The organism is Halomonas sp. TA22, assembly GCF_013009075.1.
Classification (GTDB): Bacteria; Pseudomonadota; Gammaproteobacteria; order Pseudomonadales; family Halomonadaceae; genus TA22.
Genome location: NZ_CP053108.1, coordinates 1,258,556 through 1,276,301, shown reverse-complemented (window position 1 = coordinate 1,276,301; position 17,746 = coordinate 1,258,556). Strand labels below are relative to the sequence as shown.

General features: G+C 63.8%; 15 protein-coding genes. 9 read left to right on the top strand and 6 right to left on the bottom strand.

Annotated features, from left to right (window positions below; translation table 11 throughout):
- Positions 1 to 5: 5 nt before the first annotated feature.
- The 3 genes from HJD22_RS05930 to mpl are packed head-to-tail and all read right to left on the bottom strand — an operon-like array spanning position 6 to position 2,633.
- A complete protein-coding gene (locus HJD22_RS05930; protein ID WP_208653824.1) occupies positions 6 to 629 on the bottom strand; it encodes a LysE family translocator in 624 nt (207 codons plus the stop codon).
- Positions 626 to 1,261 carry a flavin prenyltransferase UbiX gene (locus HJD22_RS05925; protein WP_208653823.1) on the bottom strand — a complete coding sequence of 212 codons (636 nt, stop codon included), beginning with the start codon at positions 1,259 to 1,261 and terminating at the stop codon, positions 626 to 628. The genes HJD22_RS05930 and HJD22_RS05925 overlap by 4 nt, the downstream gene beginning before the upstream one ends.
- On the bottom strand, positions 1,254 to 2,633 hold the full coding sequence (gene mpl / locus HJD22_RS05920) for a UDP-N-acetylmuramate:L-alanyl-gamma-D-glutamyl-meso-diaminopimelate ligase (protein ID WP_208653822.1): 1,380 nt from the start codon (positions 2,631 to 2,633) through the stop codon (positions 1,254 to 1,256). Before mpl ends, HJD22_RS05925 begins: the two co-directional genes overlap by 8 nt.
- Before the next feature lie 181 nt (positions 2,634 to 2,814).
- On the opposite strand from mpl, the gene HJD22_RS05915 reads away from it, so the two are divergent.
- On the top strand, positions 2,815 to 4,074 hold the full coding sequence (locus HJD22_RS05915) for a 6-phosphofructokinase (protein ID WP_208653821.1): 1,260 nt from the start codon (positions 2,815 to 2,817) through the stop codon (positions 4,072 to 4,074).
- Positions 4,075 to 4,154: 80 nt separating this feature from the next.
- Here the strand turns inward: HJD22_RS05915 and HJD22_RS05910 are convergent, their stop codons facing one another.
- Positions 4,155 to 5,798: a bifunctional protein-serine/threonine kinase/phosphatase gene (locus tag HJD22_RS05910; RefSeq protein ID WP_208653820.1), complete on the bottom strand. Its 1,644-nt coding sequence runs from the start codon at positions 5,796 to 5,798 to the stop codon at positions 4,155 to 4,157.
- Positions 5,799 to 6,108: 310 nt separating this feature from the next.
- Between HJD22_RS05910 and ppa the strand changes: the two genes are divergently transcribed.
- A complete protein-coding gene (gene ppa / locus HJD22_RS05905) occupies positions 6,109 to 6,639 on the top strand; it encodes an inorganic diphosphatase (RefSeq protein ID WP_208653819.1) in 531 nt (176 codons plus the stop codon).
- Between the two features lie 72 nt (positions 6,640 to 6,711).
- On the opposite strand, the gene HJD22_RS05900 is transcribed toward ppa, so the two are convergent.
- Positions 6,712 to 7,881 carry a DUF2333 family protein gene (locus HJD22_RS05900; protein WP_208653818.1) on the bottom strand — a complete coding sequence of 390 codons (1,170 nt, stop codon included), beginning with the start codon at positions 7,879 to 7,881 and terminating at the stop codon, positions 6,712 to 6,714.
- A gap of 238 nt (positions 7,882 to 8,119) precedes the next feature.
- Here HJD22_RS05900 and dsbD point away from each other — a divergent pair, with 238 nt between their 5' ends.
- The 7 genes from dsbD (at position 8,120) to purH (ending at position 16,257) form a co-directional block, all read left to right on the top strand.
- On the top strand, positions 8,120 to 9,985 hold the full coding sequence (dsbD, locus tag HJD22_RS05895) for a protein-disulfide reductase DsbD (RefSeq protein ID WP_248730123.1): 1,866 nt from the start codon (positions 8,120 to 8,122) through the stop codon (positions 9,983 to 9,985).
- Positions 9,986 to 10,203: 218 nt separating this feature from the next.
- Complete coding sequence (gene accB, locus HJD22_RS05890; protein ID WP_208653817.1) at positions 10,204 to 10,695, top strand: acetyl-CoA carboxylase biotin carboxyl carrier protein; 492 nt, start codon at positions 10,204 to 10,206, stop codon at positions 10,693 to 10,695.
- A gap of 40 nt (positions 10,696 to 10,735) precedes the next feature.
- The gene (accC, locus tag HJD22_RS05885) at positions 10,736 to 12,076 is read left to right on the top strand and encodes an acetyl-CoA carboxylase biotin carboxylase subunit (protein WP_208656708.1); all 1,341 of its coding nucleotides are present in this window, start codon (positions 10,736 to 10,738) and stop codon (positions 12,074 to 12,076) included.
- Between the two features lie 92 nt (positions 12,077 to 12,168).
- The gene (gene prmA, locus HJD22_RS05880; RefSeq protein WP_208653816.1) at positions 12,169 to 13,095 is read left to right on the top strand and encodes a 50S ribosomal protein L11 methyltransferase; all 927 of its coding nucleotides are present in this window, start codon (positions 12,169 to 12,171) and stop codon (positions 13,093 to 13,095) included.
- Positions 13,096 to 13,191: 96 nt separating this feature from the next.
- Positions 13,192 to 14,238, top strand: a complete 1,047-nt coding sequence (gene dusB, locus HJD22_RS05875; protein ID WP_208653815.1) for a tRNA dihydrouridine synthase DusB — start codon at positions 13,192 to 13,194, stop codon at positions 14,236 to 14,238.
- On the top strand, positions 14,235 to 14,579 hold the full coding sequence (gene fis / locus HJD22_RS05870; protein ID WP_208653814.1) for a DNA-binding transcriptional regulator Fis: 345 nt from the start codon (positions 14,235 to 14,237) through the stop codon (positions 14,577 to 14,579). Before dusB ends, fis begins: the two co-directional genes overlap by 4 nt.
- 82 nt (positions 14,580 to 14,661) lie before the next feature.
- Positions 14,662 to 16,257: a bifunctional phosphoribosylaminoimidazolecarboxamide formyltransferase/IMP cyclohydrolase gene (gene purH, locus HJD22_RS05865; RefSeq protein WP_208653813.1), complete on the top strand. Its 1,596-nt coding sequence runs from the start codon at positions 14,662 to 14,664 to the stop codon at positions 16,255 to 16,257.
- Positions 16,258 to 16,278: 21 nt separating this feature from the next.
- Here purH and HJD22_RS05860 read toward each other — a convergent pair whose 3' ends face one another.
- Complete coding sequence (locus tag HJD22_RS05860; RefSeq protein WP_208653812.1) at positions 16,279 to 17,736, bottom strand: NAD-dependent succinate-semialdehyde dehydrogenase; 1,458 nt, start codon at positions 17,734 to 17,736, stop codon at positions 16,279 to 16,281.
- Between the last annotated feature and the right edge of the window lie 10 nt (positions 17,737 to 17,746).

Below are 17,746 nucleotides of genomic sequence, written 5' to 3'. Positions count from 1 at the left end.
TCTGGTCAGCCCAGTGCCAGCCAGACACCCACGCCCACCATCAACGAGCCGGCAATGCGGTTGAGCAGTTGCACGTTGCCGCTCTTGCCGAGCATACGCCGAGCGGTACGGCCGCCACTGGCGTAGATCAGAAGACAGATGAATTCGATGATCAGAATCACGCCGATCAGTACCACCAACTGGGCCGCCAGCGGCAGCGAGGAGTCGAGAAAGGGGGGGAGCAGCGCGACGAAGAAGGCCCACCCCTTGGGGTTGGCCACGGCAGTCATGAAGCCCTGCATGGCCAGCTGACTGCGGGTCGCCTGGGGCACGTCATGGCTCTCAAGCGGGATTGCCATACGCCCCCTCGAGCGCCACATCATGATTCCCAGGTAGCCCAGGTAGAGCCCTCCCACCCACTTGAAGATGGCGAAGAGCTCGGGTTGGCGCAGCATCAACGCCGCCACCCCTGCCCCAGCGGCAATCGCCACCAGGGCGACACCGGCCAGCTCGCCGACCATCATCCATAACGTACGCTTCACCCCCTGGGTCATGCCCAGTATCATCGCCAGGGTCATGCACATACCCGGTGTCAGCGAAACCGCGAAGAAGGTCGGTATGAAGACCGACAGGAGCGATAGCTTGATCATGGCGCCTCACCCCAGCGGGGCATGAGTTGATGGTCGATCCCCAACTGGTTGAGGATTCTGGCGACGATGAAATCGATCAGCTCCTCGATGCGCTCGGGGCGGTGATAGAACCCTGGCGCGGCGGGTAAGATCACCGCGCCCATCCGCGTCAGCGCCAGCATATGCTCGAGATGGATCGCCGAGAAGGGGGACTCCCTGGGCACTAGAATCAGGGTGCGACGCTCCTTGAGCGCCACGTCGGCGGCACGCTCGATCAGGTTGTTGCTCGCCCCGCACGCCACCGCCGACAGCGTGCCCGTGGAGCAGGGACAGATCACCATCGCCGACGGTGCGCCGGAGCCCGACGCGACCGGCGCCATCCAATCCTCCCGGGCGAAACAGCGTATTTGCCCCTCGCCGGCACCGCTGCGCAGGGCAAGCGCCTCGGCGAGACGCTCGGGACGCACCGGCAGCTCGGCATCGGTTTCGGTGGCGATCACCAGATGGGCAGCCTTGGAGATCATCACCCACACCTGGCGGTTGGCGGCCACCAGCACCTCGATCAGACGCAGGCCGTACTGCACGCCGGAGGCACCGGTCAGCGCCACCGTCACCGGTGGTGCATACGGCTGCGCTATCGTTAGCTCAACCATGCGCGACCTCCAGAGCGGCCAGCAACTTGTCATGGATGCCGCCGAAGCCACCATTGGACATGATCACGATGCGGTCGGCCGGCCGCGCCTCGTCGACCAATGCTGTCACCAGCGCCTCGATGTCCTCTTCAAGGCTGGCCGGAATCGCGCTGTCGCGCAGCAGCTCATCCAGTGACCAGCCCAGTTCCGGCGGCTGGTACCACCACACCCGGTCGGCCTGAGCGACGCTCTGCGTCAGGCGTTCGCGCAGCGTGCCCAGGCGCATGGTATTGGAGCGCGGCTCGATCACCGCCAGCAGCCGTCCGCGCGGCGTGGCGGCGCGCAGCCCCTTGAGCGTCGCGGCGATCGCCGTGGGGTGATGGGCGAAATCGTCGATCACCTGGATGCCCACGACCTCGCCACGCACCTCCTGGCGTCGTCGCGGACTCTCGAAACGCGCCAGCGCCGCGCAACCGCGCGCCAGGTCGACACCGCAGTGCGAAGCCGCCGCCAGGGCTGCCAACGCGTTGCGTGCGTTGTATTCGCCGGTCAGCGGCCAGTCGACCACGCCATCCTCGCTGATCTCGCCCGTCTCATGGATCACGGCAAACCGGCTGGCGTCTTCCCGCTCGAGCACCAGCCGCCAGGCGCTATCGGGCGCTGAGCCGTAACGCTCCACCGGCGTCCAGGCCCCCTGTTCGATCACCCGTGCCAGCGCCGGCTCGCCATCGGCCACCAGCAGTTGGCCAGTCGAGGGCACGGTGCGCACGAGATGGTGGAACTGCCGCTCTATCGCGGCCAGATCCGGGAAGATATCGGCATGATCGAACTCGAGGTTGTTGAGCACGGCGATACGCGGCCGGTAGTGGACGAACTTGGAGCGCTTGTCGAAGAAGGCAGTGTCATACTCATCGGCCTCGACCACGAAGGGGGCGCCCTCTCCGCCCAGCCGCGCCGAGACGCCGAAGTTGCGCGGCACGCCGCCGATCAGGAAGCCGGGGGACTGTCCCGCAGACTCGAGTAGCCAGGCCAGCAGGCTTGCCGTCGTGGTCTTGCCATGAGTACCTGCCACGGCGATCACCCTGCGCCCGGGAAGGACATGCTCGGCCAGCCACTGGGGGCCAGACACATACGGCAGATCGGCGTCCAGCAACGCCTCGACCTCGGGATTGCCTCGCGATAGCGCATTGCCGACCACCACCAGGTCGGGACGCGGCTCGAGATTATCGGCACGGTATCCGTCGAGCAGGGAGATTCCCGCATCGCGCAGCTGGGTGCTCATGGGCGGATAGACATTGGCATCCGAGCCACTGACGCGATGGCCCAGTTCGCGGGCAAGCAGCGCCAGGCTGCCCATGAAGGTGCCACAGATTCCGAGAATATGAAGGTGCATCGAGAGTCTCCTGCCACAGTCGCAGGGAGACTAGCATGGTGCCCCTATTCCCACCATTCTCGCCACCGTTCTCTGTGCTGCTTACTGGCGGCGAGGCGCAGGTGGCAGATGCAGCGGGCACCACTTTCGGCTAAGATGGCGATACATTACTTTACCGTTTCGATGGAGCGAAGCTGCCCTCATGGCCAAATACAATGCCTTCTACGCCCAGTCCGGTGGCGTGACCGCCGTCATCAATGCCAGCGCCTGCGGTGTCATCGAGACCTGTCGGCGGGAATCCGACCGTATCGGCAAGGTATATGCCGGCAACAATGGCATCATCGGCGCCCTGACCGAGGATCTGATCGATGTCTCCCAGGAGACGGACGAGTCCATCGCCGCCCTGCGTCACACACCGGGTGGTGCCTTCGGCTCCTGCCGTTACAAGCTCAAGGATATCGAGAGCCATCGCACCCAGTACGAGCGCCTGATCGAGGTGTTCAAGGCCCATGACATCCGCTACTTCTTCTACAACGGCGGTGGCGACAGCGCCGACACCTGCCTCAAGGTATCGCAGCTCTCCGAGAAGATGGGCTACCCGCTGATCGCCATCCATGTACCCAAGACCGTCGACAACGACCTGCCGATCACCGACAACTCGCCGGGCTTCGGCAGCGTGGCCAAGTACATCGCCACCTCCACCTTCGAGGCCTCGCTGGATATTGCCTCGATGTGCGCCACCTCCACCAAGGTGTTCGTGCTGGAGGTCATGGGTCGTCATGCTGGCTGGATCGCGGCCTCGGGAGCGCTTGCCGGCAATGGCGAAGGCGAGCCGCCCCACCTGGTGATCTTCCCGGAGATCCCCTTCAATCGCGCTGCTGCCATGGTGCGGGTCGAGGAGGCAGTGAAGAAGTATGGCTACTGCGTCATCGTGGTTTCAGAAGGCGCCCGCTACGAAGATGGCACCTTCCTGGCCGATGCCGGCAATACCGATGCCTTCGGCCACCGTCAGCTCGGCGGCGTGGCACCGACCCTGGCCGGCATGATCAAGCAGGACCTCGGTTACAAGTACCACTGGGCGGTCGCTGACTACCTGCAGCGCGCTGCGCGCCACCTGGCATCGAAGACCGATGTCGAGCAGGCTTACGCGGTGGGCAAGAAGGCGGTGGAGCTGGCGCTGGATGGCAAGAACGCCATGATGCCGGCAATCAAGCGCGTCAGCGACTCTCCCTACGAGTGGCGCATCGAAGCCGCACCGCTTGCCGAGGTGGCCAACCGCGAGAAATTCATGCCGCGAGACTTCATTCGCGAAGATGGCTTTGGCATCACCGACGCCTGCCGCCGCTACCTTTCGCCGCTGATCCAGGGCGAGGATTTCCCACCGTTCGAGAACGGCCTGCCCAAGGTGGCCAAGCTCAAGCTTGCCAAGGCGGAGCGCAAGCTGCCTGAATTCAAGCTCTAGGCACTAGCGGCCTTTGTCAGCGGCCCCGGCACTACTGCCGGGGCCGCTGGCGTTGAAGGCTCGCCTGCTCGCCTATCTGGTTAGCGTAGCAGCCAGGAGAGCAGCAGCAGCACCAGCAACACTCCCGCTACCACCTGCCAGAAGCGACCGGATTCGCCCAGCAAACGGGGTCGCCCGCGCTCCCCTGGGCGGGGCTCGCGCAGGGCATAGACGAATTCGGAGAGGCGCCGGAAGCGCAATGCCCGTTGCGGGTCGAGCGCTCGGCGCAGCGCATCGTCCAGCGTCACGCTCACCTGCGGATTGAACGAGCGTGCGCTACGGTAGACCATTCGCTCGAGCCCGGTGTGGCTGCGCAGTTCATTGGGCGGCATGGCGTAAGGCAGCTGTCCGGTAAGTAGCCAATAGACGGTCGAGGCCAGCGCATATTGATCGCTGCGCCGGCCCACGTCGTCGTCCAGCGCATATTCCGGCGCACTGTGCTCGGTCAACCCCAGCTGGCGCGCCAGTTCCCGGGGGCGTCGGTGTCCGTCCCCTTCACGCAGGCAGCAGCCGCTGAAGTCGGTCAGTACCACCTGGCCATGGGCATCGATCAGAATATTGTCGGGATGAATCTGCTGATGGAGCAGGTCGCGACGGTGCAGTGCCTGTACCGCCTTGCTCAGTTGCCGGGCGATATCCAGTCGCTGGGAAAGACTCGCCTGGGGGTGGCGCGCGATCCACTCGCTGAGCCGCTCGCCCTCGACATAGGCCATCAGATAGTAGAGGTAGCGCCGCGGCCGCGACGACTCCATCACCTTGGCCACGAACAGCGAATTGACCCGTTCGACGATCCACTGCTGTAGCATGAAATGCTCGAGATAGGCATTGCGGCTCGAGAGCTCCGGACTCGGCGCCTTCAATACCATCTCACGCTGGGTGACAGTGTCGCGAACGCAGTAGACCCGCGACTGGGCCGTGCGTGACAGCACCCTGAGCACCTCCAACCCGTCCAGCCGGTCCCCCGGCGAGAGTTCCGGCGGCACCGGCAGAGCGCCATAGAGCTCCCCGGGCAACGCCTCCTGCTCCGCCTCGGGCAGGTGATCGATACGCACCAGCTGGAAGCAGAACTGCTCGCCGCCGTAGCCGCGCTCCTGGGCCCGGCTCTGGGCCGCGGCGGCCAGTCGCTCGCAGGCGGCGTTGAGGTCGCTTGCATCGGCACGGATGAGCTGAACGTAATCCGAGGGCATCAAGGTGCCGCGTACCGCCCGAGTGGTGAAGAGGAACAGATCGCCCTGCTTGAGCGGCTCGGTGACATAATCGATGTCGATGCTGTCATCCATACCAAGCGCACGAGAGGGGTAGCGATAACCGCCAAGCTCGGTGACGTGATCGCGGGTGAGCTGTTCGAATTCGGCACCACGCAGGCGAAACACCAGGGTATCGCCCATATGGAAGAGGTGCGCCATGCGCCCATGGAAGACCATGATCGACAGTGACGAGATATAGCTGCCATCCCGCACATGGCCACTCTGGCTGTAGCACCAGCCGTTCAACGCGCGCAGTACACGCGTCGCTGAGCTCTTGATGTCCCAGTGATCGGGTGTGGAGTAGTAGTCGGTCAGAAACCCCCGCACACTGATATCGCCGGCCTGCTTGGCGATGGCATTGCGCGAGGTGGAATCACTGATCAGCGCGCTCACACCCTTGATGCTTCGCAGCGATGTTTCGGGAATGCGTACCGACATGGAACTACGATGTCGTCTTCGATCAGGCGCGACAAAGGCCTGACCGACACTCAGCGATAGCTCGGAACCCAACGTATTATTCTCCTCGATCCGCTTCGATCCCTTCGATCCGTATGCCGAGCCTGGCCCGACCGTCGCGGCCACGTTCTTGCCAGGCCGCTCGATTTCCGACCATGATACACCGCTTGAATGACAAGGAGTTGTCCTTCAAAAGCAATTCGCGACCCTTTCGTCGCATTGGTAATCGCGACGGGCTGTTCGTATAATTCGACCGAAACACGGCTTACCTCCGCCATTCAAGGAATGCATAATGAGTTTCGACAAGATCCCCGCCGGTAAGGACCTCCCCAACGACGTGTATGTCGCCATCGAGATCCCTGCCAACCATGCGCCGATCAAGTACGAGATCGACAAGGACATGGATGCCCTCGTGGTCGACCGTTTCATGGCCACCCCAATGTTCTACCCCGCCAACTATGGCTTTATTCCCAACACCCTGGCAGATGACGGCGACCCGCTGGATGCCCTGGTGGTCACTCCCTATCCGGTACAGCCCGGCAGCGTGATTCGTGCACGCCCGGTCGGCATCCTCAACATGACCGACGAAGCCGGCGAAGATGCCAAGCTGGTCTGCGTCCCGCATCAGAAACTCAGCGCTCTCTATGATGACGTGCAGGAGGTGACCGACCTGCCTGAACTGCTGCGTCAGCAGATCGCTCACTTCTTCGAGAACTACAAGGATCTCGAAAAAGGCAAGTGGGTGAAGGTGGAGTCGTGGGAAGGTGTGGAGGCCGCCCGCAAGGCGATCGAGAAAGCCGCTGCGGCCTACACCAAGGCATAAATGCCTAGGCAGTGAAATACGAACGGGCCGCCCCATAGGGCGGCCCGTTGCGTATTGTTGTGAAGAGTACGCTCACTGCTCGTCTTCCGCCACGTCAGTGGCCGCATCCTGAGCGTCGGCGGCAATAGGCGCCTGTTCTTCTTGCTCTTCTCTCTCATCGACATCAGTCGCTGGCGGCGTCACTGCCTCCTCGGCCTCGGCTGGTTCAGACACACTCACCCCCTCGAGGCGCTGGCCCAGTTCACGGGCCAGGTCACGCGCTCGTACCGTGTAGTTGGCCATCACCAGCGAATGGTTGGCAAACAGGCCGAAACCCGAGCCATTGAGAATCACCGGACTCATGATTCGCCGCTGAGTCATCTCGAGTTCATGAATCATCTGACGCACCATGCCGCCAGCTTCACCGGCCTCGATGAGATCGACATAATCGTGCTCCACGGCTTGCAACAGATGCAGCAGCGCCCAGCCCGTGCCGCGGGCCTCGAAGAAGATGTCATCGATCTTGTACCATGGGGTACGCGCCGGGAGGTTGTCGGTGTCCACTTGCAGGTCACGCAGCGCCTCACGTTCGCCGACACTGGCCGACAGGCGTTGACTGAGCCGATCCAGCCGCATCTCGACCTGCTCGAGCCACTGCACCAGCGGCTCGCCCTCGGCAACGAAGGCCACCTCATCTTCCCGTACCAGGTCCTGAAGATACCAACCCAGTGCATCGATCGCCTGTCCGAAGCGATGCTCGGCGGAGGGGAAAAGCCAGTCGCGACTATCGACACGCAAGCGCTCATTGGCTTCGTTGAGCACACCTGGGCGCGACGCATCGAAAAGGGGTAGCTCCTGGGTCATGTCGCGCACCTGCTGCAGCACGCCAAGCTCCCAGTTGGGCATGTTGTCGAGCCATAACCCGGGCGGAAAGACGTCATTGCGCAGATAACCGCCCGGCTTGTCGAGCAGAGTGGCCACCAGCTCCATCATCGTCGAAATGGTCACCTCCCCTCTGGTCTGTTCGGTAAGCGCAACCTGCTGGGCCTGTTCTGCAATCTGCTCACGTCGTTCTGCAGCGACCTGCTCGACGTCGAAAGGCGCCGGCGGTCTGCTCCACCATAATCCCAAGGCAAGCGTGGCCAGTAGATAGAGGACCAGCAATACCAGCAGCGGCTTCCATATCCATCCGTAATAGGGGCGCTCAAGCTCTTCCTTGCGGGTATCGAGACGACGATCCTTGCGCTTGCCAAACACTGACATGTCGAGATTCCTTGCCAGAAGTGAAGAGTGGGTGAAGACAAATGGCCGCAGGGCGATGAATCGGCAACGGCGCATGAGTTATCCTAGCATGCAACCCAGGGAAGCGAGCGAGACCGGGAACTCGCGCACCGGCCTCCGGTCGCACTAGTGGCCTTCCCGGCCGTCGGGCCGCTTCCGCTACGTTCTGGGCCATCGACAAATTCTGAGCCTCCGATACGTTCTGATAAGGATAGATGCGTTGATTTTCCGGCTTGTCCTGCTCGCTTTCAGCCTACTGCTCGCCCCGACTGCGCTTCAGGCGCAGTGGTTCAATTCGGGCCAGTCCAACGGCAGCGACTTCCTTCGCGTCCACGAAGCCTTCCAGGCCAGCACCTGGCATGACGACGATACCCTCTATGTCGGTTTCGAGAATGCCGAGGGGTACTACCTCTATCGACACCGCTTCGCCGTGGAGAGCCTCGATGAAACAATCATGCTAGGCGACCCCTTGCTCCCCCCCGGCCAGCCACATACGGATGAGTTCTTCGGCGAGGTATCGGTCTTCTATGACCGGGTCGTGTTCGAGGTACCGATCGAGGCGAACGACGCTCCCGAGGAAGTCACCTTCGCCCTGACGTTCCAGGGCTGTGCCGATGCTGGCCTCTGCTACCCCCCCGAACGCCTCGAGCTGACCTCGATGCCGGGTTCACCGCCAGGCCCTTTTGTAGAGGGAACGGGAGTGGCAATCGCGGCCAATCCTGGCCCCAACGAGCTGGCAGCTCCCTCTTTATTGAGCGCCGACGGCCGCTTCAGTGCCGCCCTCGGCGAGGCGAGTCCGCTGCTGATACTGGGCCTGTTCTTTCTCGCCGGCCTCGGGCTCACCTTTACCCCCTGCGTGCTGCCGATGGTACCGATTCTCTCATCGATCATCGTCGGTCAGAACCCGAGCCGCGCCCGCGCCTTCGGACTTTCCGCAAGCTACGTGGGCGGCATGGCCCTGACCTATGCCGCCGTCGGTGTGCTGATGGGACTGTTCGGCGCGGGCCTGAACCTGCAGGCGCGCCTGCAATCGCCGCCGGTGCTTATCGCGTTCAGCGTGCTGTTCGTGCTCTTCGCGCTCGCCATGCTCGGCGCTTTCAACCTGCGGCTCTCCCCAGGGCTGGCCACGCGCATCGATGCCTGGCAGGCCCGCGCCCAGCGCAGCGGACCTGGCGGGCTGGCACTTGCCGGGGCGCTCTCGGTTCTGGTGGTATCGCCCTGTGTCTCGGCGCCCCTTGCCGGCGCCCTGGTCTTCATCTCCACCAGCGGCGACGCGCTGATGGGCGGCATGGCCCTGCTGGCACTGGCCCTCGGCATGGGCATACCGCTGCTGCTGGTCGGTACCTTCGGCACCACCCTGTTGCCACGCACCGGTGCCTGGATGAATGGTGTGAAGATCGCCTTTGGCGTGCTGCTGCTGGGTGTCGCCATATGGTTGATCGAGCGACTGCTCCCCGCCCCCCTGGCCCTGCTGCTGTGGGCGGCGCTTGCCATCGGCACGGCCATTACCCTGGGTGCCGTGCAGTTCAATACCCCGGCCGGCTGGCCGCAGCTGCGCCAGAGTGCCGGCATTCTGCTGCTGGTATGGGGCATTGCGCTGGTAATCGGCGCGGCACGTGGCGCCCACGATCCTCTGAGACCACTGGCAGCAACGCTGTCAACGGCGGATGTCGCGCAGGGTATCGATATCCGTCCTGCCACTATCGTCACGCGGCTCGAGGAGCTCGATGCCGAGCTCGAGCTCGCCGCCGAACGGGGACAGCCGGCATTCGTCGACTTCACCGCCGACTGGTGCATCTCCTGCAAGCAGATGGAGCGCAACGTGTTTCCCGCACCCGACGTGGCGGGCCCGCTCTCCACCTTTCGGCGCATTCAGGTCGACGTGACCGACAGCAGCGAGGCGAGCCGAGCCCTGCTCGATCGCTATGGTCTGTTCGGCCCACCAAGCCTGCTCTTCTTCGTTGATGGCGAAGAGATCCGCGAGGCACGCATCCAGGGCGAGGTCGGCCGCCAAGCCTTCGCTCACCATCTCGAGCAATTACTCGACTGGATCGGCAGCCGTTCTCCCGTGCCCGTGGCCTCCTGACTTCCCCTGCATCGCCTTGCTTCCATCCCTGGGCGCAACTGGACAACACCGCCTTTTTTCGTCACACTCCGCCATTAGCGCATCTAAAGAGCGCTATTAGCGGCAAAGTACGGGATCATGCCGCGATCTAGACAAAATTCGTTCAGGTTGACAGCGCCAGCGCTGTCGGCCTGGCATGACCAGACGCCATCGTTATCACATCCGATCGAGACAGACTCATGGATATCCGCAAGGTCAAGAAGCTGATCGAGCTCCTCGAAGAATCCAATATCAGCGAAATCGAAATCCAGGAGGGCGAAGAGTCGGTACGCATCAGCCGTCATCCCAACGGCACGGCCTTCTACAGCGCCCCGCAACAGGGCTATGGTTTTGCCATGCCCCAGGGCTATAACGCTCCCCAGGGTCAGGGCTATGCACCTCATTCGGGCATTAGCCAGGACTCGATGCTCGATGACAGCGCACCCGCACAGCCACTGGGTCATGCCATCTCGTCGCCAATGGTCGGCACTTTCTATCGCGCACCGGCGCCGGGCGCCAAGGCATTCGTCGAAGTTGGCCACGCCATCAAGAAGGGCGACCCGGTGTGCATCGTCGAGGCGATGAAGATGATGAACCAGATCGAGGCCGACAAGGATGGCATCGTGGAAGCCATTCTGGTCGAGGACGGCGAACCCGTCGAATTCGACCAGCCGATGATCATCATCAGCTAGTACCGGCTCTTTTTCTCTCTTCCAGATGGGCGGAACAATGATGTTGGACAAGGTACTCATCGCCAACCGCGGCGAGATCGCCCTGCGTATCCTGCGTGCCTGCAAGGAGCTTGGCATCAGGACCGTGGCGGTGCACTCCAAGGCCGACCGTGAATTGATGCACGTGCGTCTTGCCGACGAAGCCGTATGTATCGGGCCTGCCCCCTCGGCTCAGTCCTACCTGAACATACCGGCGCTGATCAGCGCCGCCGAAGTGACCGATGCCAGCGCCATCCACCCCGGCTACGGCTTCCTCTCCGAGAACGCCAACTTTGCCGAGCAGGTCGAGCGCTCCGGCTTCGTCTTCATCGGTCCGCGCGCCGAGACCATCCGCCTGATGGGTGACAAGGTCAGCGCGATCAGCGCCATGAAGAAGGCCGGCGTGCCGACCGTCCCCGGCTCGGATGGCCCGCTTCCCGACGATGACCAGACGGTGCTCGCCATAGCGCGGCGCATCGGTTATCCGGTGATCATCAAGGCGGCTGCCGGCGGTGGCGGGCGTGGCATGCGGGTGGTGCACAATGAAGCGCAGCTGCTCTCCTCGGTCAGCCTGACCCGCAACGAAGCGAGCGCCGCCTTCGGCGACGGCACGCTCTACATGGAGAAGTTCCTGGAGCAGCCTCGCCACGTGGAGATTCAGGTGCTTGCCGACGGCCAGGGCAACGCCATCCACCTCTATGACCGCGACTGCTCGCTGCAGCGTCGTCATCAGAAGGTGCTCGAAGAGGCACCGGCACCGCACATCGACCCCGAGGCCCGCGCCCGGGTGCTCAAGGCGTGCACCGATGCATGCCTGGCGATCAACTATCGCGGCGCCGGCACCTTCGAGTTCCTCTATGAGAACGGCGAGTTCTTCTTCATCGAGATGAACACCCGCGTCCAGGTCGAGCATCCGGTCACCGAGATGGTCACCGGCGTGGACATCGTCAAGGAGCAACTGCTCATCGCCTCGGGTCAACCGCTGTCGATCCGCCAGGAGGACGTGAAGCTGCTTGGCCACGCCTTCGAGTGCCGCATCAATGCCGAGGATGCTCGCACCTTCATGCCCTCGCCGGGCAAGGTGACGCTCTTTCACGCCCCGGGCGGGCTGGGGGTACGCATGGATTCCCACATGTATACCGGCTACACCGTGCCGCCCCACTACGACTCGCTGATCGGCAAGCTGATCACTTGGGGCGCCGATCGCGAAATCGCGCTGACGCGCATGCGCATCGCCTTGGACGAGCTGCTGGTGGAGGGCATCAAGAGCAACATCGACCTGCAGAAGGATCTGGTGCGCGACGTGAACTTCCAGCAGGGTGGCGTGAACATCCACTATCTGGAAAAGACGCTCGGGCTGTAGCGGTGCCGTGACACTATATTGAGCCTATCGGGGCGGCCGCAAGCGGCCGCCCCGCTTCGTTACCCTTCTCCATCCCGATTCGGAGTCCTCACATGCCCTGGCTGCAACTCAAGGCCCACACCTCGCCGGACCGCGCCGAACTGCTCGAGGAGCTACTGCTCGAAGAGGGCGCCAGCGCCATCACCCTGCAGGATGCCCACGACAACCCGGTATTCGAACCCGATCGCGGCACCACCCCGCTCTGGAACGAAACCGTACTGACCGGGCTCTATGACGACCTGGAGGGCATCGATGCCATGCTAGAGCGGGTGCGCCAGGGCTGGGCCGTGCAGCTTCCCGACGAGCCCTGCCCGAGCATCGAATTCGAACTGCTCGCCGACCGCGACTGGGAGCGCGAGTGGATGGATGGCTTCGAACCGCTACGCATGGGCCAGCGCCTGTGGATCGTGCCCAGCTGGTTCGACGCCCCGGACCCCGATGCCGTCAATCTGCTGCTCGATCCGGGCCTTGCTTTCGGCACCGGCACCCACCCCACCACGGCGCTGTGCCTGGAGTGGCTCGACTCACTGGCGGTGGCCGGCGAGCTCGAGAAGCGGCGCGTCCTCGATGTGGGTTGCGGCTCGGGCATTCTCGCCATCGCTGCCCTGAAGCTGGGCGCTGGCGAGGCGACCGGCACCGACATCGATCCCCAGGCGCTGCAGGCGAGCCGTGACAATGCCGAGCGCAATGGCATCGAACACGCGCGCCTGACGCTTTGTTACCCCGAACAGCTCGAGGCCACGCCACAAGGCGCTGGCCGCTTCCCGGTGGTAATCGCAAATATCCTGGCCGGCCCCCTGGTCGAGCTGGCGCCGACCATCGCAGGCCACGTCGCTGCCGGTGGCCGCCTGGCACTGTCGGGCATACTCGCCCACCAGGCCAACGAGGTGATCGACGCCTACCGCGACCAGGGGCTGATCATGGAGGAGCCCGAGGAGCGCGACGGCTGGGTGCGCCTGGCGGGCACGCGGCGTCACTAAGTCGAGCCAAGCGCCCCCAACCGCTTCACGCCGGGGAGCGCGATGAGTATCATATGCCCCCCTGATCTCCAGCAACCAGGCAGCGCACTCGCGACGATGTCCAACCAAGACCCACGGCCGCTCCCCATGATCGGTCATCACCGCCTTCCCAATCGGGTGATTCTGGCACCGATGGCCGGCGTCACCGATCGGCCGTTCCGCCAGCTCTGTCGTGAGCTGGGCGCCGGCCTGGTGGTGGGCGAGATGGTCACCTCCGACCCCAGCCTGTGGCACACCAGGAAATCTCGCTTGCGCATGGATCACCGCGGCGAGCCTGGCCCGCGCAGCGTGCAGATCGCCGGGGGCGATGCCGCGATGCTGGCCGAGGCGGCACGGCTCAATGCCGCCCATGGCGCCGAGATCATCGACATCAACATGGGCTGCCCGGCCAAGAAGGTGTGCAACAAGGCGGCCGGCTCCGCGCTGTTGCGCGACGAGGGGCTGATCGCCGAGATTCTAGAAGCGGTGGTAGGCGCAGTCGAGATCCCCGTCACCCTGAAGATTCGCACTGGCTGGTGCGCCGACAGCAATAATGGCGTGCGCGTGGCGCGGCTCGCCGAGTCGTTTGGCATCCAGGCGCTGGCGGTGCATGGCAGAACGCGTGAACAGCGCTACACTGGACAAGCCGAGTATGACACCATCGCAGCGATCAAGAGCGCCGTGTCGATTCCGGTGTTCGCCAACGGTGATATCGAATCTCCCGAGAAAGCCGCCGCAGTCCTCGACTATACTGGTGCGGATGCGGTGATGGTCGGCCGAGGCGCCCAGGGTAACCCTTGGATCTTTCGCGAGATCGACCACTACTTGCGTCATGGACGACGCCGGCCCGCGCCAACGGCCAGCGAGCGGCACCATGTCATGCAGAGGCACCTTCACAATCTGCATGAATTCTACGGCGACCCGATGGGCGTGAGAATCGCTCGCAAGCACCTCGGCTGGTATCTCGACGGTCAGGAGCCCTGCGCCGTTACAGCCAAGGCACTGCGCGCCCGTTTCAATGGCCTGGAGACTCCCCAGGCACAACGCCTTTTCGTGGATGAACTGTTTCGTCATGACCGGCAGCAGGCCGGGGCGACGATGACCGATGGAATCAGTGCAGCATGACCAGCAGGCAAGCCACACCCCCAGGACATCTTCCAGCCAACGGCCAGGAACCCCTCAACCTCGACACGTCGCCCCCCTTGACGACGGGCGCGCCATCGAGCGTCGACTATCAGGAGCGCCCGCTCAGAGAGGCGGTCGAGGTCGCCATGCGCCGCTACTTCTCGCACCTCGATGGCGAATCGGTCAGCGATCTCCATGCCATGGTCATGGCCGAGGTCGAGGCGCCGCTGCTGGCAAGCGTCATGCAGCACGTGGCCGGCAACCAGACGCGGGCCGCCGACATGCTCGGCCTCAATCGCGGCACGCTACGCAAGAAGCTCAAGCAGTACGATCTGCTGTGATGCATTGAACGAGGGAGCCGCTTGCGGCTCCCTCGGCGTTTCACCTGAACATCGCTTCCGTCATCTATCGAGAGTCCATTCCATGGCCCATACAACCTCCTCCCCCGCCACCGAACGTGCGGTTCGTCGCGCCCTGATCAGCGCCTCCAACAAGCGCGGCATCGTCGACTTCGCCCGCGGACTCAGCGAGCATGGCGTCGAGCTGCTCTCCACCGGCGGTACCTTCCGCCTGCTTCAAGAGAGCGGCATCGCCGTCACCGAAGTCTCCGAGCACACCGGCTTTCCCGAGATCATGGATGGCCGAGTCAAGACCCTGCACCCCAAGATCCATGGCGGCATTCTCGGGCGCCGCGGGCAGGACGACGCGGTAATGGCGGAGCATGACATCGCGCCAATCGACATGGTGGTGGTCAACCTCTACCCCTTCGCCGAAACCATCACCAAGCCCGGTTGCACCCTTGAGGATGCCATCGAGAACATCGATATCGGCGGCCCGACCATGGTGCGCGCCTGCGCCAAGAATCATGCGCACACTACCATCGTCGTCGATGACGACGATTACGCCCGGGTGCTGGAGGAGATGACTACCCAGGGCGGTGCCGTCAGCCATGCCACCCGCTTCGACCTGGCGGTGAAGGCCTTCGAGCACACCGCGGGCTATGACAGCGCCATTGCCGACTATCTGGGAAGCCGCGTGGAAGGGGGCGAGGATGGCTTTCCGCGTACCTACAACCTGCAGCTGCACAAGAAGCAGGCAATGCGCTACGGCGAGAATCCGCACCAGAGCGCGGCCTTCTATGTCGAGGCCGATACCCAGGAGCCGAGCGTGGCCACCGCCGTGCAGGTGCAGGGCAAGCCATTGTCGTTCAACAACGTGGCCGATACCGACGCCGCCTTCGAGTGCGTCAAGAGCTTCAGCGATACCGCCTGCGTGATCGTCAAGCACGCCAACCCCTGCGGCGTGGCGGTGGGCGACACCCCGCTTGCGGCCTACGACAAGGCCTTTGCCACCGACCCCACCAGCGCCTTCGGAGGCATCATCGCCTTCAACGCACCGCTCGATGCCGAGACCGCCCGCGCCATCGTCGATCGGCAGTTCGTCGAAGTGATCATCGCCCCGGGCGTCAGCAGCGATGCACGGGCAATCGTCGCCGAAAAGCAGAACGTGCGACTGCTCGATGTCGGCGGCCACTGGCCGGGCAAGCGCGAGCACGCCCACGACTTCAAGCGTGTCACCGGCGGGTTACTGGTGCAGGAGCGCGATCTGGGCATGGTCGGGCGCGACGAGCTCACCGTGATCAGCGAGCGCGTGCCCACCGAGCAGGAGATGCGCGACCTGGCATTCGCCTGGAAGGTCGCCAAGTACGTCAAGTCCAACGCCATCGTCTATGCCAAGCATGGCCAGACCGTCGGCGTGGGCGCGGGTCAGATGAGCCGCGTCTACTCGGCGAAGATCGCCGGCATCAAGGCCGCCGACGAGGGCCTGGCGGTACCAGGTTCAGTGATGGCCTCGGACGCCTTCTTTCCGTTCCGCGACGGCATCGACGCCGCCGCCGCGGCCGGCATCACCGCAGTGATCCAGCCCGGCGGCTCCATGCGCGACCAGGAGGTGATCGATGCTGCCAACGAGGCGGGCATCGCCATGCTGTTTACTGGCATGCGCCACTTCCGGCACTGAGCCATTCCAACGCGACCTGGGCTAGCCCAGGTCGATACACAGATACTTGGTCTCGAGAAATTCCTCCAATCCCTGATGCCCCCCCTCGCGGCCCAGTCCCGAGGCCTTGACGCCCCCGAAGGGCGCGCTGGCGTTGGAGATCAGGCCGGTATTGATCCCTACCATGCCATATTCCAGCGCTTCCGCGACACGCCAAACCCGCGACAGATCGCGAGAGTAGAAGTAGGCGGCCAGGCCGAACTCGGTATCGTTGGCCATGGCGACGGCATCCTCTTCATCCTCGAAGGGGAATACTGCCGCCAGGGGGCCGAAGGTCTCTTCATGGGCGACCTTCATCTGCGCTGTCGCCCCGCTGATCAGCGTCGGGGTGAAGAAGTTGCCGCCCAGCGGATGCGGATGCCCCCCCAGCAGCAATTCGGCGCCATGATCGACCGCATCGCGTACGTGACTGCTGACCTTCTCGACGCCGTCATGGTCGATCAGCGGGCCGATATTGACCCCCTCCTGGGTTCCGTCGCCCACGTTCAGCTCGCGATTCATTGCCACCGCAAGCTTCTCGCAGAAGGCATTGATCACACTCGACTCGACCAAGAAGCGGTTGGTGCAGACGCAGGTCTGGCCAGCGTTGCGGAACTTGGCGGCCATGGCCCCCTCGACGGCAGCATCGAGATCGGCATCCGCGAAGACGATGAAGGGAGCATTGCCGCCAAGCTCCAGCGATATCTTCTGGATATGCTGCGACGCCTTGGCCATCAGGCTGCGCCCCACCTCGGTGGAGCCGGTGAAGGTGATCTTGCGCACGATGGGCGATTCGGTCATCGCATCGGCGATTTCGCTGGCCCGCCCCGGTACCACGTTGAATACGCCACGTGGCACGCCGGCGCGCTCTGCCAGCAGCGCCAGTGCCGTAGCCGAGAACGGTGTCTGGCTTGCCGGCTTGACGACGATCGGACAGCCTGCCGCCAATGCCGCCCCCGCCTTGCGGGTCATCATCGCGGCAGGGAAGTTCCAGGGCGTGATCGCCCCGACCACGCCGACCGGCTGCTTGGTGACCACGATACGCTGGTTGGCATTGGCCGGCGGAATCGTCTCGCCGTAGATGCGCCTCGCCTCCTCGGCGAACCAGCGCAGGAAGCTCGCCGCATAGGCGATCTCCCCCGCGGCCTCCTTGAGCGGCTTACCCTGCTCCAGGGTCATGATGGCGGCCAGCTCCTGCTGATGCTCATGCATCAAGTCATGCCACTTCATCAGGATATCGGCGCGCTCCATGGCGGTCAGCGCACGCCAGGCCGGGAAGGCCGCCTCGGCGGCGGCAATCGCGCGCTCCGTTTCGGCCCGGCCAAGACGCGGCACGCGGCCAATCAGCTCCCCATTGGCTGGATTGACGACATCGATCTGCTCGCCACTGTCGGCGGCGACCCAGCTGCCATCGATATAGGCAAAGGGACGGAACAGTGGACTTTCTTGCAGGGATTCCATGTTGCTCTCC